We start from the raw sequence: 25,005 nt of genomic DNA on the forward strand, positions 1-25,005 counted from the left end.
GCCTGAAGCCCGCGTTACTCCTCTTCCAGCATCAGTTTCCAGCCGGTGACGTCATTCCAGTAAGCCTGCTCCCGCTCCAGATCCAGCTGAACCAGCGTGTTCTGGCTGAGGAAACCGGCCGGGAAGGTCAGCGTCCAGTGACCATCGTCGGTGCTCAGCTTCAGCGTGTCGGGGCGCGTGGTGGCCTGACGCTGATTGTTCAGCAGGGTGCCGAGCCGCAGCAGGAAGATCATCGGCAGGAACTGTTTCTTTTTAAACAAGGTGAAACGCGGCATCTCATCCTGCTTCACCGCTTTACGGTGGAAGCGTACCAGCGTGGCCAGCAGCATCTGTTGATCCTGATTAAAGCCCGGCATATTGGAGTTCTGCAGGATGTAGGCCGAATGGCGCTGCATACCGCTGTGGTTGATGGTCAGCCCGACTTCATGCAGCAGCGCTGCCCACTTCATCAGCGCCGTCAGCTGGGGATTGGCCAGCTTCGGGTTCTGCTCCAGCCACTGGCTGTACAGCTGTTCGGTGGTTTCCAGCACGCGGCGTGCCTGGTCGCTGTCGATGGCGTAATGATTCGCCAGGCTCTGCGCGGTGCGGCTGCGAATATCCTGATGGCGGAAGCGGCCCTCCATCTCATACAGCACGCCCTCACGCAGCGCGCCATCCGACAGGCGCAGCTCGCGAATGGCCAGCGCGTCAAACACGCCACACAGAATCGCCAGCCCCGGTACAAACACTGCCTTGCGCTCGTCCGACAGCCCGGGCAGGCTCAGGGCAGCAAAGGATTTGTGCTTCAGCACTTCGCTCACCAGCATGTCGAGGTTTTCCGGCGTCACGCGCTTCTCTTTCTCGCCCATCGCCAGCAGCACTTCACAGGCCGCTTTGATACTGCCGGACGCGCCCAGCGCATATTGCCAGCCCTGCAGACGATACTGCCACGCCAGCGTTTCCAGCTTTTGCGCGGCGGCAAGCCGGGCGCGACGGAAATTCTCCTGGCTAATCTCGCCTTTCGGGAAGTAGAGGTTGGCGAAGCTGACGCAACCCATGCGGCGACTCTCCACCAGTTGCGGCTCAAAATCTTCGCCGATCACCAGCTCGGTTGAACCGCCACCGATATCAATCACCAGCTTGCGGCCTTTCTCCGGCTGCGTGTGCTCAACGCCCATAAAGATCAGGCGCGCTTCTTCATTGCCGGAAATCACCTCAATCGGATACGGGATGACCTCCGCGGCGCGCTGCAGAAACTCTTCCGCGTTGGATGCGATGCGCAGCGTGTGCGTACCGACGATGGTGACGTTGGCGGCGCTGAACCCCTGCAGGCGCTCGGCAAACAGCGCCAGGCAGCTCAGGCCGCGCTCCATCGCTTCTTCGCTCAGGCGATTTTGCGCATCCAGCCCGTCGGCGAGGTGCACGCGCTGTTTCAGGCGTCCCAGCACCTGCATGGCGCCATCCACCACACGGGCAATCACCATGTGGAAGCTGTTCGAGCCGAGATCGATGGCGGCGAATTCCTGCGGTTTCGGCGTACTTTTATGGGAGATTGGCATAGGCGTTATTCGGGTTGTTCCAGTTTCTTGATGTAATCGTAAATCGCCAGCTGCGAGCGCACCTTCTTGCGATTGCCGCGCGGAACATAACGGTTACTCAATTCTTTGTCTACGATGCGGGCTTTTACCGTATCACTTAACAGAATGGCAATGATATCCAGTATGCGCTGTTTCAGGCGCGGATCGAGCACCGACACCGCCACTTCGATACGATAATCGATGTTGCGCGTCATCCAGTCCGCCGACGACAGGAATACTTTTTTATCGCCGCCGCTTTCAAAAATATAGACGCGGTCGTGCTCGAGGTAGCGGTCAACGATACTGGTGATGCGAATATTTTCACTGATGCCCGGCAAATCGGGGATCAGCGAGCACATGCCGCGCACCAGCAGGTTGATCTTCACGCCGGCGGATGAGGCGGCATACAGCCGATCCACCAGACCATTGTCCACCAGGTTGTTGATTTTCAGCGTAATGCCGGAAGGATTGCCCTGCTGCGCGTTGGCAATCTCGTTATCAATCAGCTGATACAGCATGGCGCGCGAGTTTTGCGGCGACACCATCAGGTGTTCGAACGTTACCGGGCGATACGGGTTTTCGATAAAGTTAAATACGCGTCGCACTTCGTTGGTGATGCGCGCATCGGCGGTCAGCAGCGAATAGTCGGTGTAAATACGCGCGGTTTTTTCGTTGAAGTTGCCGGTACCAATGTGGGCGTAACGCACCACTTCTTCGCCCTCGCGGCGGGAGATCAGGAACAGCTTGGCGTGAATCTTCAGGCCGGGCGCCGAGAAGATCACGTGCACGCCCGCTTCGGTCAGCCGCTTCGCCCAGCGAATGTTGGCTTCTTCATCGAAGCGCGCCTGCAGCTCGACCACCACCGTGACCTTTTTACCGTTGTAGGCGGCGTGGATCATCGCATCCATGATGCGCGAATTCTTGGCCACGCGGTAAATGTTGATCTTGATGGCCAGCACGTTCGGGTCGAATGACGCCTGACGCAGCAGCTCCAGCACGTGTTCAAAGGTGTGGTACGGATAATAAAGCAGCACATCGCGGTTGCGGATGGCATCAAAGCCGTTGCGGAAGCCATCAAAACCGATATGACGAATCTGCGGCAGCGGGCGATTTTCCAGATTGGCTTTGCCCACGTTCGGGAAGCCGATGAAATCTTTGAAGTTATGATAACGGCCGCCCGGCACAATCGAGTCGTAGCTGGAGATCGACAGCTTATGGCGCAGCATTTCCACCATCGCATCGGGCATATCGCGCTGATAGACAAAGCGCACCGGCTCGGCGGTCAGGCGCTGTTTCAGGCTGGAGGACATCAGCTCCAGCAGGCTGGATTCCATCTCCGTGACCAGGTCGTACTCGGCGTCGCGCGTCATTTTCATTGAGTAGGCGTTCAGCGCGTCGTAATCAAAGAAGCCTTTGAAAATCTCATCAAGGCAGTAGCGCAGAATGTTATCCAGCAGAATCATTGGCTTGCGACGGCGCGGCGATTCTGCCGGCAGATTCACAAAGCGCGGCACTTTATCGGACGGGATCTCCAGCAGGGCGTAACGGATTTCTTCGCCGCGGATAATCTCCACCGCCAGATAGGTGTAGTCGTCTTTCAGGAACTCAATCAGGTCGGTGTCGTGGTTGATCAGAATGGGCGTGACGTGCTGGCGCAGCTGATGCTTGAAGTAGTAGCGCAGCCACTCCTGCTGATTGGGTGACAGCTGGCGCTCGTTGATCAGGAAAATCTGGTTGCGCGCCATCTCCAGCAGCAGATCGTTATACAGCGCATCGAACTCCTGATCCGATTTCTGTACCCGCAACTGAATCTTTTTCAGCAAATGGCGCAGGGTGGTGGGCGTCCCCTGTTCTTCGCCAATCAGAATGCGGCGCTTGAGATCGGCAAAGCGCACTTTGTAAAACTCTTCCAGGTTGTTGGAATAGATGCCGAGAAAACGCATGCGCTCAATGAGCGGATTGCTTTTATCAGCGGCTTCCTGCAGCACGCGTTCGTTGAAGGTTAACCAGCTTAGTTCTTTTTCTATATACAGCTTTTCCTGACCCATTCTGACTCCGTGATGCTGTTGCTGGACGGAATGTCCGGCGGAATAAACGCAAAATTGCGGTTCCGCTCAGTGTCCTCCACCATTATGGCGAGAGTATGGCAGCCTTGTCCAACCTCAACAGTTGTCTTATCAATCAGCTACGGGCAACATAGCGGCATAACTTCAAGGGTAACTCTGGCCTGCATGAGCATAAATCGTATTCCTGTCCACTTTAGTGACCGTCGTCGACGCGCCATCGATCAGTTCGTGCGCCGCATCGTCACGGCCTGCGGTGTGGGAATTTTACTGCTGATGCTGCTGCTGTTCTTCTGGCTGATCTGGGTGGTGATGCCGCTGTTCAGCGCGCCGGGCATGCAGCCGACGCTCAGTCAGCAGCTGTGGGACAAAGCCCCGGCGCTGGCGCTGGGCAGCGAAGGCCAGCTCGGCTGGCGCATCAGCCGCAACGAAGCGCGCTTTATTCCGCTCGACGGTCAGCCAGCGGGCGACGCGCTGGCGCTGAACGGCCAGCCGCAGGCGGCGGTGACCAGCAGCGACGGCAGCAGCGTATTGCTCAATATGCAGGGCGATCTGTTGCTGATGCAACCGCTCATCCACCGCCAGCACGGTGAATGGTATTTCCCGCTGGGCGATCGGCCGCTGCATCTGCCGCAGGGCGCGGTCAGCCAGATGGCGCTGGCAGTGCCGGGCGATCATCAGTGGCGCATCGCCGCACAAACGCCGGCCGGTATCAGCCTGCTGACCTTTGCCGGCCAGAAACGCGTCGACCAGATTGTATTGCCCGGTGAGCAGGCCGACCTGATGCGGTTGTCGCCGGACGGCACGCTGCTGTACACCAGTGCCGGACGGCTGTTGCGGGTGTGGCAGATTACGCCGCAGGGCGCGCAGCTGCGGGAAACCCAGACGCTGACTCAGCAACCGCTCAGCCTGCAACTGCTGGCGGGCGGGCGCAGCTTACTGATTCAGGATGCGCGTGGCATTCAGCAGTGGTTTGCCATCACCGGTGACCACGGGCCACGGCTGCAGCAGATTCACACCTTCACGCACAGCGCGGGTGTGCTCGGCATCGTGCCTGAGGCGCAGCGGCGCGTTTTTGCCAGCTTTGACGCGCAGGGCGTGGTGCGCCTGTTCGCCAGCAAGCAGGCGGGCCCGATTGTCACGCGCCAGCTGGCCGCGGGCATCAGCGCGCTGGCGCTGTCTCCGCGCGGCGATAGCCTGATCGTCGAGCGTGCCGGACAGTGGCAGCAGTTCGCGCTGGATAATCCGTGGCCCGATTTCAGCTGGCGCAATCTGTGGCAGAAAATCTGGTATGAAAACTATCCGCAGCCGGACTGGGTATGGCAGTCCACCGCCGCCGGCGACAGCTATCAGGCCAAATTCAGCCTGATGCCGCTGGTGATCGGCACGCTGAAAGCAGCGTCGCTGGCGCTGCTGTTTGCCACGCCGCTGGCGCTGGCGGCGGCAATGTATACCGCATGGTTTATGTCGCCGGGCCTGCGCCGCTGGGTCAAGCCGGGCATTGAAATGATGGGCGCGCTGCCGAGCGTGGTGATTGGCCTGATCGCTGGCGTGTGGCTGGCGCCGCACATCAGCCGCGCGCTGCCTGGCGTGATGCTGCTGCCGCTGGTGCTGGCCGCCACGCTGCTGGTGTGCGGCGTGCTCAGTCCGCGTTTGCCGGCGCGCTGGCGGCGGCCCGGTTTTGAAGTGCTGCTGCTGATGCCGCTGCTGTTACTGGTGACGTTACTGACGCTGTGGCTGCCGACACTGTGGTGGCCGCAGATGGGCGAACAGCTGGCGCACTATGAGCAGCGTAACCTGCTGGTGGCGGCGCTGGCGATGGGCTTCGCGCTGGTGCCGCTGATCTTTACCCTGGCGGAAGATGCGTTGTTTAGCGTGCCGGTGGCGCTGGGGCAGGGCTCGCTGGCGCTGGGCGCGACACCGTGGCAAACCCTGACGCGCGTGGTGCTGCCGGGCGCGTCGGCAGGCATTTTTGCTGCGCTGATGATCGGCTTTGGTCGTGCGGTGGGCGAAACCATGATTGTGCTGATGGCCACCGGCAACACGCCGGTGAGCGAAGGCGGACTGTTTGCCGGGCTGCGCGCGCTGTCAGCCAATATCGCCATTGAAATGCCGGAAGCCGCGGCGGGCAGCGCCCATTATCGCATCCTGTTTCTCAGTGCGTTGCTGCTGCTGATATTCACGCTGGCGATCAACACCGTGGCGGAACTGATTCGTCAGCGGCTGCGCCAGCGCTACAGTCAGCATGAGGGGCAGGCATGAGCGCGCTGCGTCAAAACGATCGCTGGCGCTGGCTGACTGCCGGTGCGGTCGCCGTCTGCCTGCTGGCATTTACCTTATTAATCGGCCTGCTGGGCTGGCAGGGCGTCAGGGCGTTCTGGCCGCAGCCGGTCGATCAGTATCAGTTCCAGCCGCCGCAGGGGGCTCCGCTGATGGTGCTGGGTGAAACGCTGGATCGCCAGCAGCAGGGCGATCGCTGGCGCTACGTAGTGAAAACCGGTAACCGCGATTTTGCCGCGCCGGATTTCCGCGTCATCGTCAGTCAGGGCGAAGCGCAAACCCGACGCCCGGCAGAAGTGCTGGTGCTACAGCGACGCAGTGGCGGCAATGCCTACGGCTGGCTGGTGGAGCTGCGTGAAGACAACGAGGTGCTGACCGCGCGCGACCGCGATGCACTGCTGCAGCAGCGGCTGAAGCAGGTGCATGAGCAGCTGCGCCAGGCTAGCAACATCCGGCGTATCGAAATGGCGCGCCTTAACGCCCAGCTGGAGAGTCTGCAACAGCAGGCTGACGAGCAGCGGCGCGGTGGTCACTTCAGCCTGCAGGATCAGTCAGAACTGGATGCCAACAGCGCGGCGCTGCATAAACGCTTCGGCGCGCTGGCGCAGCAGCTGGCGCATCTGCAGCATGAAAGCCAGCGCGATACGCTGGTACTGCGCGACGTGCAGGGCGACGATCATCTGATTCCGCTGGCGCAGGTGGTGGCCGCCTGGTATCCAAACAGCCTGAGCCTCGGGCAGAAAATCGGGCATTTCCTCAGTCAGATCTGGCAGTTTGTCAGTGACTCGCCCACCTCGGGCGGCAGTGAAAATGGCGCGCTGCCGGCGATTTTCGGCACCGTTTTGATGGTGCTGCTGATGTCGGTGATTGTCATGCCGCTGGGCGTGGTGGCCGCCGTCTGGCTGCACGAATACGCCGGGCGCAACGCGCTCACCCGGCTGGTGCGCATTGCGGTGGTGAATCTGGCTGGCGTGCCGTCGATTGTGTATGGCGTGTTTGGCCTCGGCTTTTTTGTCTGGCTGATTGGCGGTACCCTCGATCAGCTGTTCTTCTCCCTCTCGCTGCCCAATCCTACCTTCGGCACGCCTGGCCTGCTGTGGGCGGCGCTGACGCTGGCGCTGCTGACGCTGCCAGTGGTGATCGTCGCCACCGAAGAGGGGCTGTCGCGTATTCCGGACAATCTGCGTCAGGGCTCGCTGGCGCTGGGCGCAACCCAGGCGGAAACGCTGTGGCGCGTGGTGCTGCCGCTGGCGGTACCGGCAATGCTCACCGGCCTGATTCTGGCGGTGGCGCGCGCCGCCGGCGAAACCGCACCGCTGATGCTGGTGGGCGTGGTCAAAATGGTGCCAGAGCTGCCGGTCGATGCGGTGTTTCCTTATCTGCATCTTGACCGTAAATTTATGCATCTCGGTTTTCAGATTTACGATCTGGCCTTCCAGAGCCCGAACATCGACGCCGACCGACCGCTGGTGTATGCCACGGCACTGCTGCTGGTGGCGATCATTCTGTCGCTTAACCTGCTGGCGATGGTGCTGCGCCATCGGCTGCGCGAGCGCTACCGGCTTATGACGCACTAATAAGGTTTACACATGACGCCCGATTACGCTATTGCGCTCACCGTTAACCAACTGTCGCTGTGGTACGGCGAACGCCAGGCGCTGAATAACATTGATTTGCAGATCCCAAAGCATCGCATCACGGCGCTGATTGGGCCTTCCGGCTGCGGTAAATCGACGCTGCTGCGCTGCTTCAATCGCATGAACGACGTCATTGATGGCTGCCGCATCGAAGGTGAGATTCTGCTCGATAGCCACGCGGTGATGCAGGCGAACCAGGATCTGCCGGCGCTGCGGCGGCGCATCGGCATGGTGTTCCAGCGCCCGAATCCGTTCCCCAAGTCGATCTATGAGAATGTGGTTTACGGTCTGCGTTTGCAGGGCGTGCGCGATCGTCGCGTGCTGAATGAGGCCTGCGAGCGCGCGCTGCGGGCGGCGGCGCTGTGGGGCGAAGTGAAAGATCAGCTGGGGCAGAATGCGCTGACGCTGTCGAGCGGTCAGCAGCAGCGTCTGGTGATTGCGCGCGCCATCGCCATCGAGCCGGAAGTGCTGCTGCTGGATGAACCCACCTCGGCGCTGGATCCGATCTCGACGCTGGTGATTGAAGAGTTGATGACCACGCTGAAGCAACATTTCACGCTGGTGCTGGTGACGCACAACATGCAGCAGGCAGCGCGCGTATCCGATTACACCGCGTTTATGCATAACGGGCAGCTGGTGGAGTTTGATGAAACCGACCGGATTTTCACCGCACCGCAGGCGCGGCGCACCGAGGATTATATTACCGGCCGGTTTGGGTAAGTATTGTTAGGTTAGCGCGAATAATCGCGCCGCTACGAAATGTGCAAAGAAATCATGCAGTAATTAAACCCGGCACAGCCCCGTAGCGGCGCAATTTATTGCGCAATTCCTGCAAGCGCACGGCGTAAAGGTCAATCAATCGTGCGCATAACCTTCCGGCGGCAGCAGTTCGCCATCTAACCACGCTTTTCCCGCGCGCATCTGCAAGCGTCCTTCGACAAACCAGCTGATCACCAGCGGATAAATCGCGTGCTCCTGATGCTGCACGCGGGCGCTGATCTCAGCTTCGTCATCGTCAGCAAATACCGGCACGCGCGCCTGCAGAATGATCGGTCCACCGTCCAGCTCGTCAGTCACAAAATGCACCGACGTACCGTGTTCCGCGTCCCCGTTCGCCAGCGCCTGGCGATGCGTATGCAAACCGGGATATTTCGGCAGCAGCGACGGATGAATATTCAGCAGACGATCGTGATAGTGCGCGACAAACGCCGGGCTCAGAATGCGCATATAACCGGCCAGCACCACCAGATCCGGCGCATAAGCGTCGATCTGCTGCATCAGCTGGCGGTCAAAGGCGTCGCGATCGGCGAAATCCTGCGCGGACAGCGCGTGAGCAGGCACGCTGGCCTGCTGCGCACGCGTCAGACCATAGGCCGAGGCTTTATTACTGAAAACGGCAGCCACGCTGCCGTTGATACGCCCGCTCTCGCAGGCGTCGAGGATGGACTGAAGATTGCTGCCGTTGCCGGAGATCAGTACAACCAGTTTCTTCATGGGTTAATAACCACACGCTCTTCGGCATCAGACGCGTTAATCACGCCAATTTTCCACGCCTGCTCGCCAGCCGCGGTCATCAGCTGTACCGCTTTGTCGGCATCGGCCGGGCTCAGCGCAATCACCATGCCCACGCCGCAGTTAAAGGTGCGGTACATCTCGTGACGGCTGACGTTACCGGCCTGCTGCAGCCAGCTGAATACCGCCGGCCACTGCCAGCTTTTCTCGTCAATCACCGCCTGGGTGTTATCCGGCAGTACGCGCGGAATGTTTTCCCAGAAGCCGCCGCCGGTCAGGTGAGCAATGGCATGCACGTCCACCTGCTCAATCAGGCTGAGGATATTTTTCACGTAGATGCGGGTCGGCGCCAGCAGGTGATCGGCCAGCGGTTTGCCTTCCAGCTGTTTGGTGGTGGGATCGGTCTGGCTGACTTCAAGAATTTTACGCACCAGCGAGTAGCCGTTAGAGTGCGGACCGCTGGAGCCCAGTGCGATCAGCACGTCGCCATCCTGCACTTTGCTGCCGTCGATGATCTCGGATTTTTCCACCACGCCGACGCAGAAACCGGCCACGTCGTAATCTTCGCCGTGATACATGCCCGGCATCTCAGCGGTTTCACCGCCGACCAGCGCACAGCCCGACTGCAGACAGCCTTCGGCGATACCGGTGATCACCGCGGAGGCGGTATCCACATCCAGCTTGCCGGTGGCGTAATAGTCGAGGAAGAACAGCGGCTCAGCGCCCTGTACCACCAGATCGTTCACGCACATCGCGACCAGATCGATGCCGATGCTGTCGTGGCGTTTGAGATCCATCGCCAGACGCAGCTTGGTGCCGACGCCATCAGTTCCGGAGACCAGCACCGGCTCGCGGTATTTCTGCGGCAGCGCACACAGCGCGCCAAAGCCACCCAGTCCACCCATCACTTCCGGGCGGCGGGTTTTCTTTACTACGCCTTTAATACGGTCAACCAGATCGTTACCAGCATCAATATCAACACCGGCGTCTTTGTAGCTGAGAGAGGTTTTGTCGGTCACTGCGGAATCCCCACGCGATTGCGGTTGGTGGCAAAAATTAAGCGCGGCAATTCTACCAGCGCAGGCAAACGTTTGCGAGTCCCATCTCAGGGCACCTTTGCAGCGTGCTGATTTTTCGCTAATCCTTATTCTCAGGCGATTTGTGCACGTTACCTGACCAATCACCGGTGGCGCGGCGGTAAAAAGGCGGTATAATCCGGCGATTTTTTTTAGCTCAACTCAATTCCGGGAGAATAATCATGAAGATCGTGGAAGTCAGACACCCGCTGGTCAAACATAAACTGGGCCTGATGCGTGAGCATGATATCAGCACCAAGCGCTTCCGCGAGCTGGCCTCGGAAGTGGGCAGCTTACTGACCTATGAAGCCACCGCCGATCTCGAAACCGAGCGCGTGACCATTGAAGGCTGGAACGGTCCGGTCGACGTCGATCAAATCAAAGGCAAAAAAATTACCGTCGTCCCGATTCTGCGTGCTGGCCTTGGCATGATGGAAGGTGTGCTGGAACACGTACCGAGCGCGCGCATCAGCGTGGTGGGCGTTTACCGTGACGAAGAGACGCTGGAGCCGGTGCCTTACTTCCAGAAGCTGGTGTCAAACATCGAAGAGCGTATGGCGCTGGTGGTTGACCCGATGCTGGCGACCGGCGGCTCGATGATCGCCACCATCGATCTGCTGAAGAAAGCCGGCTGCAACAGCATTAAAGTGCTGGTGCTGGTGGCCGCGCCGGAAGGCATTGCCGCGCTGGAGAAAGCGCATCCGGACGTTGAGCTGTACACCGCGTCAATCGATCAGGGCCTGAACGAGAAGGGGTACATTATCCCGGGCCTCGGCGATGCCGGCGACAAGATTTTCGGAACCAAATAAATAAACCAGCCGGCCAGAGAGTCGGCTTTTTTTTGGCAAAAATACCGTTCAGTCAGACACCGTATCGACAGGATGCACATTTTGTAGCGGCGCGATTTATCGCGCTGATGCCGGGCAAGCTATGGTGCCCATCCGGACAAGGCGCAATCAATTGCGCCACTACGATAAGGTGCGGCGTTGACGAACGAGCATAAAAATAAACGTATAGGGGATAAATGATGACTCGCAGAGCCATAGGCGTTAGCGAACGCCCACCGCTTCTTCAAACCATTCCGCTCAGCCTGCAGCACCTGTTCGCCATGTTCGGCGCTACCGTGCTGGTGCCGATTCTGTTCCACATCAACCCGGCGACCGTGCTGCTGTTCAACGGCGTCGGCACGCTGCTGTATCTGTTTATCTGTAAAGGCAAAATCCCGGCCTATCTTGGCTCCAGCTTTGCCTTTATCTCGCCGGTGTTGCTGCTGCTGCCGCTCGGTTATGAAGTGGCGCTCGGCGGCTTTATCCTGTGCGGCGCGCTGTTCTGCATCGTGGCGCTGATTGTGAAGAAGGCCGGCACCGGCTGGCTCGATGTCATGTTCCCACCGGCGGCGATGGGGGCCATCGTGGCGGTTATTGGTCTCGAACTGGCTGGCGTGGCGGCGAATATGGCCGGGCTGCTGCCCGCTGACGGCACCGCAGCGGACAGTAAAACCATCATTATTTCGCTGGTGACGCTGGCGGTGACGGTGTTTGGCTCGGTGCTGTTCCGTGGCTTCTTCGCCATTATCCCGATCCTGATTGGCGTGCTGGTCGGCTACGCGCTGTCGTCGGCGATGGGCATCGTTGACTGGAGTACGGTGGAAAACGCGCCGTGGTTTGCGCTGCCAACCTTCTACACGCCGCGCTTTGAGTGGGCCGCGATGCTGACTATTCTGCCTGCGGCGCTGGTGGTGATTGCCGAGCACGTGGGCCATTTGGTGGTGACGGCTAACATCGTGAAAAAGGATCTGATTCGCGATCCGGGCCTGCACCGCTCGATGTTTGCCAACGGCCTGTCGACCATGATCTCCGGCTTCTTTGGTTCCACGCCGAATACCACCTACGGTGAAAACATTGGCGTCATGGCGATCACCCGCGTTTACAGCACCTGGGTGATCGGCGGCGCGGCGATCTTCGCCATTCTGCTCTCCTGCGTCGGTAAACTGGCGGCCGCGATTCAGGCGATCCCGGTACCGGTGATGGGCGGGGTGTCGCTGCTGCTGTATGGCGTGATCGGCGCTTCCGGTATTCGCGTGCTGATTGAATCCAAAGTCGACTACAACAAAGCGCAGAATTTGATCCTCACCTCGGTGATCCTGATCATTGGCGTCAGCGGCGCGAAAGTGCACGTGGGCGCCGCCGAGCTGAAGGGCATGGCACTGGCCACCATCGTCGGCGTTGGCCTGGCGCTGATTTTCCGCGTAATCAGTCTGTTACGTCCGGAAGAAGTGGTGCTGGACGCGGAAGAAAAACGCGAGCTTTAAAGGAGCCTGCGGGCAGGGAAGCCCGGTTCATCTCTGCGGAGGATCGTGATAAACTTGCCCGGTTTTCTGCCCGCTCATCCGTTGAGGTACTTCTGAACACGCCGGCACAGCTTTCACTGCCACTCTATCTACCCGATGATGAAACCTTTGCCAGTTTCTGGCCGGGGGAAAATCCGTCACTGCTGGCGGCGCTGCAGGGCGCGCTGGCGCAACAGCACGGCAGCTATCTCTACTTCTGGTCACGCGAAGGCGGTGGCCGCAGCCATTTGCTGCACGCAGCCTGCGCCGAAATGTCCGCGCGCGGCGAAGCGGTGGGTTATGTGCCGCTCGATAAGCGCACCTGGTTCGTGCCGGAAGTGCTGGAAGGCATGGAGAATCTGGCGCTGGTGTGCATTGATAATATTGAGTGCATCGCTGGCGAAGCCGAGTGGGAGATGGCGATCTTTGATCTCTACAACCGCATTCTGGAAACCGGCAAAACCCGCCTGCTGATCACCGGCGATCGTCCCCCGCGTCAGCTCAATCTGGGCCTGCCGGATCTGGCGTCACGTCTCGACTGGGGACAAATTTACCGCTTACAGCCGCTGTCCGACGAGGACAAACTGCAGGCGATGCAGCTGCGTGCCGGCCTGCGCGGCTTTGAGTTGCCGGAAGACGTTGGGCGTTTCCTGCTGAAACGCCTCGACCGCGAAATGCGCACGCTGTTTGACACACTTGATCGTCTTGATCGCGCCTCGATCAGCGCACAGCGCAAGCTGACCATTCCCTTCGTGAAAGAGGCGCTGGGGCTTTAGAGTATCTCCAGCACCGCTTCCGGCGGACGACCAATGCGGGCGCGGTCGCCCTGAATCACAATCGGCCGCTCAATCAGTTTTGGATGCTCCACCATCGCCTGCAACAGCTGTTGTTCGCTGAGCTCGTTACTGGCCAACCCCAGCGTTTTATAGATTTCCTCGCCACGGCGCATCAGCTCGCGCGCGCTGTGCATGCCCAGCTGTTGCAGCAGCGTTTTCAGCGTGTCGATGTCCGGCGGCGTGTCGAGATACAGCACCACCTGCGGTTCAATGCCCTGTTGCTGCAGTAGCGCGAGGGTTTCGCGGCTCTTGCTGCAGCGCGGATTGTGATAAATACGGACCATGTTTTTTATCCTGCGAAATCCATTGTTGCCAGGTGCGCATGAATGCGCACCGAAATCCTGCCGGCCATCCACCCGCGCAACCGGCTATTTAGCCTTTTGCATACTGCTTAAAACGCCGCTGTAACTCGCGGAACTGGTCGATACGCGCATCGTAACGCGCCTGCTTCAGGCTGCCGAGCGGCACCTGGGCACTGGCGCTGCTCAGGGTGGTGATGGCCTGATCAAGCTGGCCGTTCAGTGCCAGACTTTCAGCCCGTGCCGAAAGCTCCTCATCGCGCAGCCCCTGCGCGGCTGAAGCCTGCGCCAGTAAATCCCATGCGTTGAGATCGTCAGGGTGCGCAAAGGTGTAGCGGTTAAGGATGCGGCTGGCGTTGGCCGGCTGCTTCGCCTCGACGTAGGCGTTCGCCAGGTTAAGCTGCAGCACCGGACTGGTCTGGCTGCCGCGGGCGGCGTTCAGCATACTGATGGCCTGCTGCGGCTGGTTCAGACCGATGTCGATATCGGTCATGATATCAAGGAACCACAGGTTATCCGGCTGCTTCGCCAGCAGCGGCGCGATGATCTTTTTCGCGTTGGCAAAATCTTTCGCCTGCAGGAACTGCACCGCTTTGCCGTACTGCGCCGCCTGCTGTTCCCGCGTGTTGCCTTTGGCGTACTCATTCAGCAAATCGTCAGTCAGCTGATTGCGGCCGGTGGCGTACATACCCAGCGCGCGCACCTTCGCCATATAGAAATCCTGCGAAGACTGCACCACCACCGGGCGCATCTGGTTGGCGCGGTTACGCGCGTCGGCCAGGCGGCTATCGGGCAGCGGGTGCGTCAGCAGAATTTCCGGTGGTTTTGACGAGAAGCGGCTTTGATCGGCCAGCTTTTGCAGAAATGCGGGCATCGCCTGCGGATCGAAACCGGCACGCTGCAGCACCTGAATGCCGATGCGATCTGCTTCCTGTTCATTGCCCTGGGTAAAGCTGATAATCCCCTGCTGCGTACCGGCCAGCGTACCGGTCAGTGCCGCCATCCCGGCCTGCGGGCTGGCCAGCGCCAGCAGGATTGAACCCAGCGCGCCGACCCAGGTGAGCGGGGCGCTGCGCTTCTGCTCTTCCATGGCGCGCGCCAGATGACGCTGCGTCACGTGCGAAATTTCGTGCGCCATCACTGACGCCAGCTGGCTTTCGTTATCGGTATAGCGGAACAGCAACGAGTGCAGCACCACATTGCCGCCAAAGAAGGCGAAGGCGTTGAGCTCGTCATTCTGAATCAGGAAAAAGTGAAACGGCGTGCGCACTGAATGGGCGTGTGCCACCAGCCGCTGGCCGAGTTCATTGATGTACTGATTGAGCAGCGGATCGTTGATCAGTGGCGCGCTGGCGCGCAGCTGGCGCACGTAGAAGTCGCCAATCTGCAGCTCCTGATTAATGGAAAGCGTGGAGCCTGCCGTGGTGCCCATGTCGGGCAAATTGTCGCTCAGATCGGCGCGGACACCGACCGCAGGCGTGAGCAGCAGCGCAGGAATAAGGGCCGCCAGCACTGATTTTTTCAACCGGTTAAACATGCCTTGATCCTGTAAAAGTCTCCTGCCATTGGACAGGAAAGTCATGCCAATGTTCTGTGGCGGCGTTTCCTTTTCTGCCGCGGCTCTATCTTAACCACAGTGAGGATACAAGCAAATGCCGCCGTCACATTGACGTGATGGCAAAGAATGGCTGACTGACGCGAAATTTGTAGCAAAAAATTGAATAGCGAAAAGGCAAAAGAAAACGGCGCAGTGCCCTGATGTAATTAAAGTTACGTAAAGTTGCTCAAAATAATTGAATCTGGCATGGTTTTTTCCAGGTTTACTCTGAAAAACACGCCTGAAATCCCCCGGTTGGCCCGCTTTATCCATCAGTGATTTTTATCGTGCTGCTCTGGCCGTGTATCACCAGCCCAGAAATGAATGGTCAGGTTTTGCTCACTGGTCAACTGGCGGCGCGTGATGACAGTATTAACCCGCACGATGAGGCGCTGTCATCTGCTGTGCATCCCTCTGCCTGGTGACTGCCGGTATTTCCGGCCAGCTATTTTTCAACTCGCCCGCACCGCTCAATTAACAGCCTTATTCATTCAGCTGGCGCAATGATTTCTGCTGGCAGCCAAACGCCGGACAGCCCGCCAGTACAGGCGTTTTGCCCGCCGCGCGCTGTGGTATAGATAAAGCACTTTTTCAAACGGACTGTGAATTAACGCGCAGTGCATGCCGGAGAGTTTATATGCGTTCTGTTGTTTCCTATGCCCTGATTGCCATCGTGGGTGGGATGGTCGGTGCCGCCGTAATCAAAAGCGATGACCTGTATCAGCGTGTCGCGGGCCATTTTTCCGCTGAACCTGCCGATCCGGACGGGTTCTGGAGCACGCCGGCGGTCGCGGGCTACGGCAAAATTCATTATGAAGCCGACGCCGCGTTTAAACCGGCGGTGGGGCTGAGCAACAAAGTGGTATTTCAGCTGACCCGCAATGAAGGCGATATCAAACGGCCTAACCTCGGGCTGGAGCGCGTGGCGCGCGTGGTCAATCTGTACATCGCCGCTGGCGTACCGGCCGAACAGCTGCAGTTTGTGGTGTCGATGACCGGCGATGCCACGCCCGCCACGCTGGATAACGCGCATTTTAAGCAGTTTTACGGCGTCGATAACCCCAACCTCGCGCTGATTGGCGCGCTGAACAAGCTGGGCGTCAAAGTCTCGGTGTGCGATCAGTCGGTGGCGTTCCATCACTATCCGCGCAACTGGATCGACCGGTCGGTGATTCATGCATTGTCCAGCCCGACCACGGTGTCGACGCTGGAAAATCAGGGCTATGCCTTTTTACAGATGTAATCGTGTCTTTGGTTAAGGAGAAGTGTCATGCGTCCAGCATCCTATATTGTTATTGCCGCGCTGGCGGGCTTTGTCGGCGGAAATGTGCTGCAGCTGCCGGAACTGGTGGATAAAGTCAGCGGCAAATTCGCTGACCAGAAAACCGAACCGGCGGATTTCTGGAGCACACCGGCGATTGCCGGTTACGGTAAAATTCACTTTGTTAACACGCCGGATTACAACCCGGCCAACACGCCCGGGCTGAGCAATAAGATTGTGTTTCAGATCAACCGCAGCGAAGGGGATATCCATCAGCCAAACCTCGGCCTTGAGCGCGTGGCACGCGTCACCAACCTCTATTACGCGGCCGGCGTGCCGCTGAATCAGCTCAACTTTGTGGTGTCGATTAACAGCGATGCGGTGCCGGCCGCGCTCAATAACGATCAATTCCGTAAAGCGTACGGCAGCGATAACCCTAACCTGAAGCTGATTGATGAGCTGAAGAAAGCCGGGGTGAAAGTGACCATTTGCGACCAGTCAGTGGCCTTCCATCAGCTGGAGCGCGACTGGATCGATACCCGTGTCACCCATACACTCTCCAGCGGCACCACCGTCGCGTCGCTGCAAAATGAAGGGTACGCCTTCCTGATGCTGTAATCCTGCCGACAGCAGTGCAGGCTGCTGTCATCTTTTCGTCATCCCTTCGCGATGTCACTGTCACAGTTCGCCGTTAGTTTAGGCGCCAATGAGATCGATCTCATCGGCACTTTACGAGGCGAACATGTCCGACTTACTCACGGTGGCAAAGCTGGCAGGCGTTTCACGCGCCACGGCCGCGCGCGCCTTTTCCGATCCCCATCTGCTGCGGCGCGACACGCTGGAGAGAGTGCTGGCGGCGTCGGAGCAGCTCGGCTTTCGTCCTAACCACATCGCGCGCCAGCTGCGCACGCAGCACTCCACCACCTTCGGCGTGCTGCTGCCCTCGCTGCTTAACCCGATCTTCTCCTGCCAGTTACAGGCGATGGAGCGCCAGGCGCGCGACGCCGGCTATGGCCTGCTGGTGGCCACCAGCGATTACCAGCCCGAGCGCGAAGCCGCCATCGTTGAACATATGCTGCGCCAGCGCGTGGCGGGCCTGGTCCTGACGGTGGCCGACGCGGATAACAGCGCGGTGCTCAGCACGCTGCAGGCGGCTGGCCTGCCGTTTGTGCTGGCGCATAACGTGCCGCAGCACAGCCACTGGCCGACGGTGTGCGTGGATAACCGCCAGGCGATGCGCGAAGCCACCGCACAGCTGCTGGCGCTTGGTCATCGCCGCATTGCCATGGTCGCCGGACCGATGCTGCAGTCAGATCGTGCGCGCCTGCGCTATCAGGGCTATTGCGACGCCATGCAGCACGCGGGCCTGACGGCGCTGCCGGTGATTGAGATGGCCAGCCACACCCAATCAGACTTTACGCTGCTGGCCCCGATGCTCAGCGGTGCCACCCCGCTCAGCGCCGTGATCTGCACCAACGACCTGCTGGCCATCAGCCTGATTGGCGCGGCGGCGCGCGCGGGCGTGCCTGTGCCACAGCAACTGGCGGTGATGGGCTTTGACGGGATTGCGATGGGGGCACAAATGGCCCCGTCGCTGGCCAGCGTAGCGCAGCCCGCTGAACGGCTCGGCGCCTGCGCCATCGATATGTTGTTGCATAACGTCAGCCGCGGCACCCGCGTGCTGCCACATCAGTTGCGGAGCGGTGAGAGTGTTGCTGCCCCCGCGTTTATTGCCACCACCAGGGAACCTCATGATGCTGCATAAAAAAGTGAAAATTTACGCCGGTGCCATCGCGCTCAGCGCCAGCGCGTTGTTTACCAGCCTGACGCAGGCGGCGGAAACCGCCATCTGTTACAACTGTCCGCCCGAGTGGGCCGACTGGGGCACTCAGCTCAAAGCGATTGCCAGAGACACCGGCATTCAGGTGCCGCAGGACAACAAAAACTCCGGCCAGGCGCTGGCGCAGCTGGTGGCGGAGCAGGGCAATCCGGTGGCCGACGTGGTCTATTACGGCGTCAGCTTCGGCATTCAGGCCGACAGCGCCGGCGTGGTCGCCAGTTACAAACCGGCGCACTGGGATGACATCCCTGCCGGCATGAAAGACAGCAACGGCAAATGGGTGGCGCTGCACTCGGGCACCATGGGCTTTATGGTCAATGTCGATGCGCTGGGCGGCGCGCCGGTGCCGCAATCGTGGGACGACCTGCTGAAGCCGGAATACAAAGGCATGATTGGTTATCTCGATCCGGCCAGCGCCTTTGTCGGTTACGTGGCGGCGGTGGCGGTCAACCAGGCGAAGGGCGGCAACATGCAGGACTTCACGCCGGCGCTGAACTGGTTCAAAAAGCTGCAGGCGAATCAGCCCATCGTGCCTAAGCAGACCGCGTATGCGCGGCTTATTTCCGGCGAGATCCCGATTCTGCTCGACTATGACTTCAATGCTTACCGCGCCCGCTACAAAGATCACGCTAACGTCGCCTTTGTTATTCCCAAAGAGGGCACGGTAACGGTGCCGTACGTCATTAGCCTGGTGAAGAATGCACCGCACGCGGCGAACGGCAAAAAAGTGATCGACTATGTGCTGTCTGACAAGGGGCAGGCTATCTGGGCCAGCGCGTTCCTGCGCCCGGTGCGCACCGGCGCCATGAGCGCAGAAGCGAAGAAATATTTCCTGCCGGACAGCGACTATGCGCGTGCGCACACCGTTGACTATCAGCAGATGGCGGCAGCGCAGAAAGCGTTCTCGGCGCGCTATCTGAGTGAGATTCGCTGATGGCGATGACCGATACCCTGGCGGCTTCGTGCCGCCGGACACCGCGCCTGGCCGGCAGCCGCTGGCTATGGCTGACGCTGCCGGCGCTGCTGTTCTTCTGCGCCTTCTGGCTGCTGCCGTTTGTCCGGCTGCTGCAGATGGCAATGCAGGACGACCGCAGCACCCGGCACAGCGGCTACTGGACGGTACTGACCCAGCCACACTACCTGCTCAGCCTGCTGAACACCGTGCTGCTGTCGCTCGCCGTCACGCTGGTGACGCTGGCCATCGCCGCGACAGTCGGCTGCTTTCTGGCACGCCAGCGCTTCAGCGGACGCAGCACGCTGCTGGCGCTGCTGACGTTTCCGCTGGCCTTTCCGGGCGTGGTGGTGGGATTTCTGGTGGTGATGCTGGCGGGCCGTCAGGGACTGCTGGCGCAAATCAGCCTCGCGCTGTTCCACGAGCGCTGGATGCTGGCCTATTCGTTTACCGGCCTGTTTATTGGCTATCTCTATTTTTCACTGCCGCGCGCCATCATCACGCTGGTGGCGGCGAGTGAAAAACTCGACCGTTCTCTCGAAGAGGCGGCGCGTTCGCTGGGCGCCAGTCAATGGCGCATCACCTGGGATGTGATTGTGCCGGGGCTGCAGCCGGCGCTGCTCTCCACCGGCGCGCTCTGTTTTGCCACCAGCATGGGTGCGTTCGGTACCGCGTTTACCCTGGGCACCGATCTGGCGGTGCTGCCGCTGACCATTTACGGCGAATTCACCAACTACGCCAATTTCGCCACCGCCGCCGCACTGTCGGTGGTGATGGGCGGCGTCGCCTGGCTGGCACTGATGCTGGCGCGCCGACTGGCTCACCAGGAGGTGACATGAGACGTCGCGGCCTGTTCAGCCTGCAACTGCTGGTCACCGTGCTCACCGCGCTGTTCATGATCGTGCCGGTGGTGCTGTCGATGCTGGCCGGCGTGACCAACAACTACTTTACCGGCCTGCGCAGCGGCCTGACGCTGAAGTGGGTGACGCAGGTATGGCAGCTTTACGCCGACACCTTCTGGCTGTCACTGCTGATTGCGCTGGCCTGCCTGCTGAGCACGCTGCTGATCGGCGTGCCGGCAGCGTGGGGATTGCTAAAAGCGCCGCGGCGCTGGGCGGCGCGCATCGAAGAGTGCCTGATGCTGCCGGTCGCGCTGCCGGGCCTCGCCACCGCGCTGGGCATCATCCTGCTGTACGGCCAGTTCTCCGGCCTGCGCGATAGCTGGCTGTTCATTCTGATCGGTCACGTGCTGTTTACCTTGCCGTTTATGCTGCGCCCGGTACTGGCGGTGATGCAGGCGGTGGAGATGCCGCGGCTGGAAGAGGCGGCGGCCAGTCTGGGTGCCAGCCTGTGGCAGCGCTTTTTTACCGTGGTGGTGCCCAACTGTCGCAACGGCATTCTCGCCGGGGCGTTTATGGTGATCACCCTGTCGGTGGGTGAGTTCAACATCACCTGGATGCTGCATACGCCGCTGACAAAAACGCTGCCGGTGGGGCTGGCAGACAGCTATGCCTCAATGCGACTGGAAGTGGGCTCGGCCTACACGCTGATCTTTATTTTGCTGATTCTGCCGCTGCTGCTGATGCTCAACGCGGTCAATCACTGGCTCAACCGTACGCTCACGCGTGCTAATAAGGAGGCGGCATGAACCCTGCGGCCGTAACCGTTACGCTGCGCCACTGTGCGCGGCACTTTAATCACCAGCTGGCGCTGCAGCCGCTCGATCTGACGGTGCAGCCTGGCGAAACCCTGGTGCTGCTCGGTCCGTCCGGCTGTGGCAAAACCACCACGCTGCGCATCATCAGTGGCCTGGAGCGCTGTGACGACGGCGGCGAAGTGTGGTTTGACGATCGTAACGTGACCTCCCTGCCGATTGAGAAACGCAACGTGGGCATGGTGTTCCAGAACTACGCGCTGTTTCCCCATCTCAACGTGGCGCAAAACGTCGCCTACGGCCTGAAAGTGCAGGGCGTGGCGCGCGCCGAACGCGACGCGCGCGTGCAGGAGATGCTGGCCCTGGTGGATCTCAGCGCGCTGGCGCAGCGCAGCATCGACAAGCTGTCGGGCGGTCAAAAGCAGCGCGTAGCGCTGGCTCGTGCGCTGGCGGCGCGTCCGAAGGTGCTGCTGTTTGATGAGCCGCTGGCGGCGCTCGATGCGCGCCTGCGCGACCGGCTGCGGCTGGAGATTGGCGCGCTGCTGAAACAGCTGGCGATCACCGCCGTGTACGTCACGCACGATCAGCAGGAAGCGATGGCGCTGGGCGATCGCATTGCGGTGATGGAGCAGGGGCGTCTGGTGCAAATTGATACGCCGCAAAATATTTACCAGCGCCCGGCGTCACAGTTTGTCGCGGATTTTGTCGGCGCGATTAACTGTGTCGGGGTCGATGCGCGTGGCAATCCGCAGCATTTCTGCCGCCCTGAGGATGTGCTGCTGGCGGCGGACCAGCGCTACGCACGCCCCGGTTTCATCCTCGGCACCACCTTTCTCGGCGCTGCGCAGCGGCTGAGTATTGATATCGGGCTGGCGGCGCCGATCCAGGTTGATCGCCACGCGCGCGAAGCCTGGCACGCCGGCCAGCCGGTAAGCTGGACGCTGGCGCAGGATGCCGCGCTGCACTTTTCTGCCTGATAAGGAGCTGTTGTGACTGACGCAATGACGCTGATTGCGCAAATCAGCGATTTACACATCAAGGCCCATGGCCGTCTCTCCTATAAAAAAGTGGATACGCACGCTGCGCTGCTGCGGGTGATCGACACGCTGAATCAGCTGGTGCCGCGACCGGATACGGTGGTGATTACCGGCGACCTGGTGGATTTTGGCACTGCGGAAGAGTACCAGACGCTGCGCGAGGCGCTGCGCCATCTGCAGCTGCCGTTCCTGCTGATGCCGGGCAATCACGACGATCGCCAGCAGCTGCGCGCCGCGTTTCCGGAGCATCACTACCTGCAGCACGGCGAAACGCTCAACTGGCAGATGCGTGTGAATCATCTGCAGCTGCTGGCGCTCGACTCCAGCGTACCGCATCAGCCATGGGGCTACGTCGATGACGCACAGCTGCAATGGCTGGCAGAGCAGCTGGCGCGTGAACCGGATTTGCCGACGCTGGTGCTGCTGCATCATCCGCCGTTCCTGAGCGGCATTGGCCATATGGATCGGCAGCCGCTGCGCAATCCGGCGGCGCTGGCTGCCATCGTTGGTCAGCATCCCCAGGTGGAACGGGTGTTGAGCGGTCACCTGCACCGCTCGGTGCAGGCGCGTTTTGCCGGCACGCTGGCCTGCGTGGCGCCCGGTGTGTCGCATCAGGTGGCACTGGATTTGCGTGACCACGGTCCGGCGAACTTTGTGCTGGAACCGCCCGGTTTTCTGCTGCATCGCTGGCAGCCGCAGCAGGGGATGAGTACGCATCTGTGCGCGATCGGCGATTATCCAGGACCGTGGCCGTTTTACGATGCGCAGGGTTTAATTGATTAGCACCAGTAATAGCACAATAAAAAAGCGTTCCTGAGGGGCTGCGTCGTAGTCAATTTGGCTCAGAGGTGTACAATTGTCTGTTACCTCACCAGGGTAAACACCTCCAATTATAACAAGATAGTCAGGCACGCTAACTTATGAAGCTACTCACCAGGGCGGTTGCGCCATGTTAACGCGCATCCGGCCAAAAACTGATCTGCGCACGCTGATTGCGCTGCTGGCGATCACCAGTATCGTCATTACACTGGCTAATACGCTGTACGCCACCTGGCGCGTACAGCGCATGGTGCTGATCGAAAGCACCCTTGAAGCCAATCGCGCTTACGCCACCAAACTGGCGGCCACCACCGAAGTGTTTTTCCAGCTGGCGCAGTCGCAGCTGCACTACAGCGCCAATCAACTGGGTAAAGATTTCGACAATCCCGAACTGCTGCAGCAGGAAGTGAACCGACTGCGCGAACAGACCAGCAGCTTTAACTCGGTGGCGATTGTCGACAGCAACGGCGTGATTAAAGCCATTTCGCCGGAATCGCTGATGCTGAAAGGCATGCAGCTCACCAGCCAGTCTTCGCGCGAAGCGCTGGCGCAGCGCCAGCCGATGGTCAGCCGGCCCACCATTTCTGCCACCAATAACCTGCTGGTGTTTGTTTCCTGGCCGGTGTGGAGCACCGATGGGCGCTATCTTGGCTACGTCGGCGGCACTATTTATCTGAAGAAAAAAAGCATTCTTAACGTGCTGCTCGGCGAGCAGTACTATCGTGACGGCACCCATGTTTACGTGCTGGATCGCGAAAACCGCGTGCTGTATCACCAGAACAATCAGCTGATTGGCAAAAACGTGCCGGGCATCGTCAGCGATCGTCAGCGCCAGGAGCACAGCAATGGCGAAGTTCAGCTGACGGAAGAGGGTACCGCGAAGCTGGCGGGCTACGCTGTGGTGCCCACCACCGGCTGGATGGTGGTGGCGCTTAAACCGACAAACGTCACGCTGGCGCCGCTCTCCGGGCTGCTGCTCCAGGTGCTGAAGAATTCGGTGCCGTTTGCGCTGCTGACGCTGCTGGTGGCGGTGATTCTGGCCCGGCTGATCGCCTTGCCGCTGTGGCAGCTGGCGCGTAAAGCCAGCCAGATGGATACCCAGGGCGTTTCCGGGGAAATTGGCGTGATCCGCGCCTGGTACTTTGAAGCGGCGCAGGTGAAGCGCGCGCTGCTCACCGGCATTGGTCTGGTGCAGGATAAAATCGGCCGGCTTAAGTCAGAGGTGCAGAGCGATCCCATGACCAGCCTGCTCAATCGCCGCGGCCTGAGCGCGGTGCTCGACTATTTCGATACCATGCAGCAGCCGTTTGCCGTGCTGGCGCTGGATATTGACCACTTCAAGCGGGTGAATGATAACTTCGGGCATGATGTTGGCGACGAGGTGATCAAACAGGTGGCGCGCACGCTGCGCCAGAGCGCGCGTCAGACCGACGTGGTGTGCCGCAACGGCGGCGAAGAGTTTCTGATGCTGCTACCCGCCACCGCCCCTGATGAAGCGCGGGTGATTGCGGAGCGCGTGCGCACCAGCATTGCCGGCGGCTGGATTGATCCGGTCGGGCAGATCACGATTTCGATTGGTATCGCCAGCTGGCAGCCGACGCACGGCAGTCAGGAACAGATTCTGAAGCAGGCCGATGATGCGCTGTATCAGGCGAAAAACGCCGGACGTAACTGCGTGGTGATCGCCGGGCAGGAAGCGCTGGCCAGCACGGTTTCGCGTTATTAACCGGGCAGCGTCACAGCAGGATAAAAAAACGGGTGCCTGGCGGGCACCCGTTGGTAATCAGGCTGATTTCAGGTAATCAAGCACGATATCGTGGTGGTTCGAGGTTTTAAAATCGTCGAACACCTTCTCCACTTTGCCATCGCCGCCAATCAGGAAGCTGATGCGGTGAATGCCGTCGTAGGTTTTCCCCATAAAGGTCTTCTCACCCCAGACGCCAAACTGCTCGCAAACCTGATGATCTTCATCCGACAGCAGGGTGAAGTTGAGTAGTTCTTTCTCGACAAAGCGAGACAGTTTTTCCGGCTTGTCGGTGCTGATGCCCAGCACTTCCACGCCCGCCTTCTTTAAATCATCCATGTTATCGCGCAGACCACATGCCTGCGTGGTGCAGCCCGGCGTCATGGCTTTCGGGTAGAAATAGACCAGAACGCGCTGTCCCTGGAAGTCGGCCAAATTTACTTGTTCGCCATCCTGATCGGGCAAGCTAAATTTCGGTGCGGTGTCACCGGCTTTCAGTGGATTCATCACAAC

22 protein-coding genes are annotated in these 25,005 nt (G+C 60.0%); 15 read left to right on the plus strand and 7 right to left on the minus strand.

All coding sequences use genetic code 11. From position 1 onward, the window contains the following. Positions 1 to 14: 14 nt before the first annotated feature. Together ppx and ppk1 are read right to left on the minus strand one after the other, a co-directional pair. Positions 15 to 1,538 (minus strand): exopolyphosphatase, encoded by a 1,524-nt coding sequence (gene ppx, locus ABVR31_RS05515; protein ID WP_021506582.1) that lies wholly within the window; start codon positions 1,536 to 1,538, stop codon positions 15 to 17. Between the two features lie 5 nt (positions 1,539 to 1,543). Then, a complete protein-coding gene (ppk1, locus tag ABVR31_RS05520; RefSeq protein WP_021506583.1) occupies positions 1,544 to 3,604 on the minus strand; it encodes a polyphosphate kinase 1 in 2,061 nt (686 codons plus the stop codon). Positions 3,605 to 3,787: 183 nt separating this feature from the next. Between ppk1 and ABVR31_RS05525 the strand changes: the two genes are divergently transcribed. The 3 genes from ABVR31_RS05525 to pstB are packed head-to-tail and all read left to right on the plus strand — an operon-like array spanning position 3,788 to position 8,256. Further along, positions 3,788 to 5,881: an ABC transporter permease subunit gene (locus tag ABVR31_RS05525; RefSeq protein ID WP_372772037.1), complete on the plus strand. Its 2,094-nt coding sequence runs from the start codon at positions 3,788 to 3,790 to the stop codon at positions 5,879 to 5,881. Continuing rightward, positions 5,878 to 7,476: a phosphate ABC transporter permease PstA gene (gene pstA / locus ABVR31_RS05530; RefSeq protein WP_372772039.1), complete on the plus strand. Its 1,599-nt coding sequence runs from the start codon at positions 5,878 to 5,880 to the stop codon at positions 7,474 to 7,476. The genes ABVR31_RS05525 and pstA overlap by 4 nt, the downstream gene beginning before the upstream one ends. 12 nt (positions 7,477 to 7,488) lie before the next feature. Then, complete coding sequence (pstB, locus tag ABVR31_RS05535) at positions 7,489 to 8,256, plus strand: phosphate ABC transporter ATP-binding protein PstB (RefSeq protein ID WP_021506586.1); 768 nt, start codon at positions 7,489 to 7,491, stop codon at positions 8,254 to 8,256. A 135-nt stretch (positions 8,257 to 8,391) separates the two neighbouring features. On the opposite strand, the gene purN is transcribed toward pstB, so the two are convergent. After that, positions 8,392 to 9,030, minus strand: a complete 639-nt coding sequence (gene purN, locus ABVR31_RS05540) for a phosphoribosylglycinamide formyltransferase (RefSeq protein WP_372772041.1) — start codon at positions 9,028 to 9,030, stop codon at positions 8,392 to 8,394. Continuing rightward, a complete protein-coding gene (purM, locus tag ABVR31_RS05545; protein ID WP_021506588.1) occupies positions 9,027 to 10,067 on the minus strand; it encodes a phosphoribosylformylglycinamidine cyclo-ligase in 1,041 nt (346 codons plus the stop codon). The genes purN and purM overlap by 4 nt, the downstream gene beginning before the upstream one ends. Positions 10,068 to 10,306: 239 nt before the next feature. Here purM and upp point away from each other — a divergent pair, with 239 nt between their 5' ends. From upp to hda, 3 genes are all read left to right on the plus strand, one after another. Then, complete coding sequence (gene upp / locus ABVR31_RS05550) at positions 10,307 to 10,933, plus strand: uracil phosphoribosyltransferase (protein ID WP_010617600.1); 627 nt, start codon at positions 10,307 to 10,309, stop codon at positions 10,931 to 10,933. Positions 10,934 to 11,151: 218 nt separating this feature from the next. Continuing rightward, a complete protein-coding gene (uraA, locus tag ABVR31_RS05555; RefSeq protein WP_275029010.1) occupies positions 11,152 to 12,435 on the plus strand; it encodes a uracil permease in 1,284 nt (427 codons plus the stop codon). 92 nt (positions 12,436 to 12,527) lie between these two features. Further along, a complete protein-coding gene (hda, locus tag ABVR31_RS05560) occupies positions 12,528 to 13,229 on the plus strand; it encodes a DnaA inactivator Hda (RefSeq protein WP_031279417.1) in 702 nt (233 codons plus the stop codon). Here the strand turns inward: hda and arsC are convergent. Further along, the gene (gene arsC, locus ABVR31_RS05565; protein ID WP_325923984.1) at positions 13,226 to 13,573 is read right to left on the minus strand and encodes an arsenate reductase (glutaredoxin); all 348 of its coding nucleotides are present in this window, start codon (positions 13,571 to 13,573) and stop codon (positions 13,226 to 13,228) included. The genes hda and arsC overlap by 4 nt on opposite strands. 88 nt (positions 13,574 to 13,661) lie before the next feature. After that, the gene (locus ABVR31_RS05570; RefSeq protein ID WP_372772044.1) at positions 13,662 to 15,125 is read right to left on the minus strand and encodes a M48 family metalloprotease; all 1,464 of its coding nucleotides are present in this window, start codon (positions 15,123 to 15,125) and stop codon (positions 13,662 to 13,664) included. A 697-nt stretch (positions 15,126 to 15,822) separates the two neighbouring features. On the opposite strand from ABVR31_RS05570, the gene ABVR31_RS05575 reads away from it, so the two are divergent. From ABVR31_RS05575 to ABVR31_RS05615, 9 genes are all read left to right on the plus strand, one after another. Next, entirely contained in the window at positions 15,823 to 16,428 is a 606-nt protein-coding gene (locus tag ABVR31_RS05575) for a DsrE family protein (RefSeq protein WP_288424200.1), read from the plus strand. A 27-nt stretch (positions 16,429 to 16,455) separates the two neighbouring features. Further along, positions 16,456 to 17,064: a DsrE family protein gene (locus ABVR31_RS05580; RefSeq protein WP_021506594.1), complete on the plus strand. Its 609-nt coding sequence runs from the start codon at positions 16,456 to 16,458 to the stop codon at positions 17,062 to 17,064. Between the two features lie 124 nt (positions 17,065 to 17,188). Beyond that, complete coding sequence (locus tag ABVR31_RS05585) at positions 17,189 to 18,211, plus strand: substrate-binding domain-containing protein (protein ID WP_372772046.1); 1,023 nt, start codon at positions 17,189 to 17,191, stop codon at positions 18,209 to 18,211. Beyond that, a complete protein-coding gene (locus ABVR31_RS05590; protein ID WP_058758325.1) occupies positions 18,198 to 19,220 on the plus strand; it encodes an ABC transporter substrate-binding protein in 1,023 nt (340 codons plus the stop codon). Before ABVR31_RS05585 ends, ABVR31_RS05590 begins: the two co-directional genes overlap by 14 nt. Then, positions 19,220 to 20,077 (plus strand): ABC transporter permease, encoded by an 858-nt coding sequence (locus tag ABVR31_RS05595; RefSeq protein WP_021506597.1) that lies wholly within the window; start codon positions 19,220 to 19,222, stop codon positions 20,075 to 20,077. Before ABVR31_RS05590 ends, ABVR31_RS05595 begins: the two co-directional genes overlap by 1 nt. Next, complete coding sequence (locus ABVR31_RS05600) at positions 20,074 to 20,886, plus strand: ABC transporter permease (protein ID WP_372772048.1); 813 nt, start codon at positions 20,074 to 20,076, stop codon at positions 20,884 to 20,886. Before ABVR31_RS05595 ends, ABVR31_RS05600 begins: the two co-directional genes overlap by 4 nt. After that, positions 20,883 to 21,869, plus strand: coding sequence for an ABC transporter ATP-binding protein (locus tag ABVR31_RS05605; RefSeq protein WP_372772050.1), 987 nt, complete (start codon positions 20,883 to 20,885; stop codon positions 21,867 to 21,869). The genes ABVR31_RS05600 and ABVR31_RS05605 overlap by 4 nt, the downstream gene beginning before the upstream one ends. 24 nt (positions 21,870 to 21,893) lie before the next feature. Further along, positions 21,894 to 22,712 (plus strand): phosphodiesterase, encoded by an 819-nt coding sequence (locus ABVR31_RS05610; protein WP_372773982.1) that lies wholly within the window; start codon positions 21,894 to 21,896, stop codon positions 22,710 to 22,712. A 166-nt stretch (positions 22,713 to 22,878) separates the two neighbouring features. After that, positions 22,879 to 24,474 (plus strand): sensor domain-containing diguanylate cyclase, encoded by a 1,596-nt coding sequence (locus ABVR31_RS05615; protein ID WP_021506601.1) that lies wholly within the window; start codon positions 22,879 to 22,881, stop codon positions 24,472 to 24,474. 57 nt (positions 24,475 to 24,531) lie between these two features. On the opposite strand, the gene bcp is transcribed toward ABVR31_RS05615, so the two are convergent. Next, positions 24,532 to 24,999, minus strand: coding sequence for a thioredoxin-dependent thiol peroxidase (bcp, locus tag ABVR31_RS05620; protein WP_021506602.1), 468 nt, complete (start codon positions 24,997 to 24,999; stop codon positions 24,532 to 24,534). Positions 25,000 to 25,005 lie beyond the last annotated feature (6 nt).

Source organism: Pantoea sp. WEP, from assembly GCF_041678305.1.
Lineage (GTDB): Bacteria > Pseudomonadota > Gammaproteobacteria > Enterobacterales > Enterobacteriaceae > Pantoea > Pantoea dispersa.

Bases quoted from the DNA above. Each gene is read 5' to 3' on its own strand.
- pstB (WP_021506586.1), top strand. From the start codon at position 7,489: ATGACGCCCGATTACGCTATTGCGCTCACCGTTAACCAACTGTCGCTG.
- ABVR31_RS05595 (WP_021506597.1), top strand. From the start codon at position 19,220: ATGGCGATGACCGATACCCTGGCGGCTTCGTGCCGCCGGACACCGCGC.
- ABVR31_RS05590 (WP_058758325.1), top strand. From the start codon at position 18,198: ATGATGCTGCATAAAAAAGTGAAAATTTACGCCGGTGCCATCGCGCTC.
- arsC (WP_325923984.1), bottom strand. From the start codon at position 13,573: ATGGTCCGTATTTATCACAATCCGCGCTGCAGCAAGAGCCGCGAAACC.
- bcp (WP_021506602.1), bottom strand. From the start codon at position 24,999: ATGAATCCACTGAAAGCCGGTGACACCGCACCGAAATTTAGCTTGCCC.
- ABVR31_RS05600 (WP_372772048.1), top strand. From the start codon at position 20,074: ATGAGACGTCGCGGCCTGTTCAGCCTGCAACTGCTGGTCACCGTGCTC.
- pstA (WP_372772039.1), top strand. From the start codon at position 5,878: ATGAGCGCGCTGCGTCAAAACGATCGCTGGCGCTGGCTGACTGCCGGT.
- ppx (WP_021506582.1), bottom strand. From the start codon at position 1,538: ATGCCAATCTCCCATAAAAGTACGCCGAAACCGCAGGAATTCGCCGCC.
- ABVR31_RS05575 (WP_288424200.1), top strand. From the start codon at position 15,823: ATGCGTTCTGTTGTTTCCTATGCCCTGATTGCCATCGTGGGTGGGATG.
- ABVR31_RS05580 (WP_021506594.1), top strand. From the start codon at position 16,456: ATGCGTCCAGCATCCTATATTGTTATTGCCGCGCTGGCGGGCTTTGTC.
- purN (WP_372772041.1), bottom strand. From the start codon at position 9,030: ATGAAGAAACTGGTTGTACTGATCTCCGGCAACGGCAGCAATCTTCAG.
- ABVR31_RS05570 (WP_372772044.1), bottom strand. From the start codon at position 15,125: ATGTTTAACCGGTTGAAAAAATCAGTGCTGGCGGCCCTTATTCCTGCG.
- ABVR31_RS05585 (WP_372772046.1), top strand. From the start codon at position 17,189: ATGTCCGACTTACTCACGGTGGCAAAGCTGGCAGGCGTTTCACGCGCC.
- ppk1 (WP_021506583.1), bottom strand. From the start codon at position 3,604: ATGGGTCAGGAAAAGCTGTATATAGAAAAAGAACTAAGCTGGTTAACC.
- ABVR31_RS05615 (WP_021506601.1), top strand. From the start codon at position 22,879: ATGTTAACGCGCATCCGGCCAAAAACTGATCTGCGCACGCTGATTGCG.
- uraA (WP_275029010.1), top strand. From the start codon at position 11,152: ATGACTCGCAGAGCCATAGGCGTTAGCGAACGCCCACCGCTTCTTCAA.
- ABVR31_RS05605 (WP_372772050.1), top strand. From the start codon at position 20,883: ATGAACCCTGCGGCCGTAACCGTTACGCTGCGCCACTGTGCGCGGCAC.
- upp (WP_010617600.1), top strand. From the start codon at position 10,307: ATGAAGATCGTGGAAGTCAGACACCCGCTGGTCAAACATAAACTGGGC.
- ABVR31_RS05525 (WP_372772037.1), top strand. From the start codon at position 3,788: ATGAGCATAAATCGTATTCCTGTCCACTTTAGTGACCGTCGTCGACGC.
- ABVR31_RS05610 (WP_372773982.1), top strand. From the start codon at position 21,894: ATGACGCTGATTGCGCAAATCAGCGATTTACACATCAAGGCCCATGGC.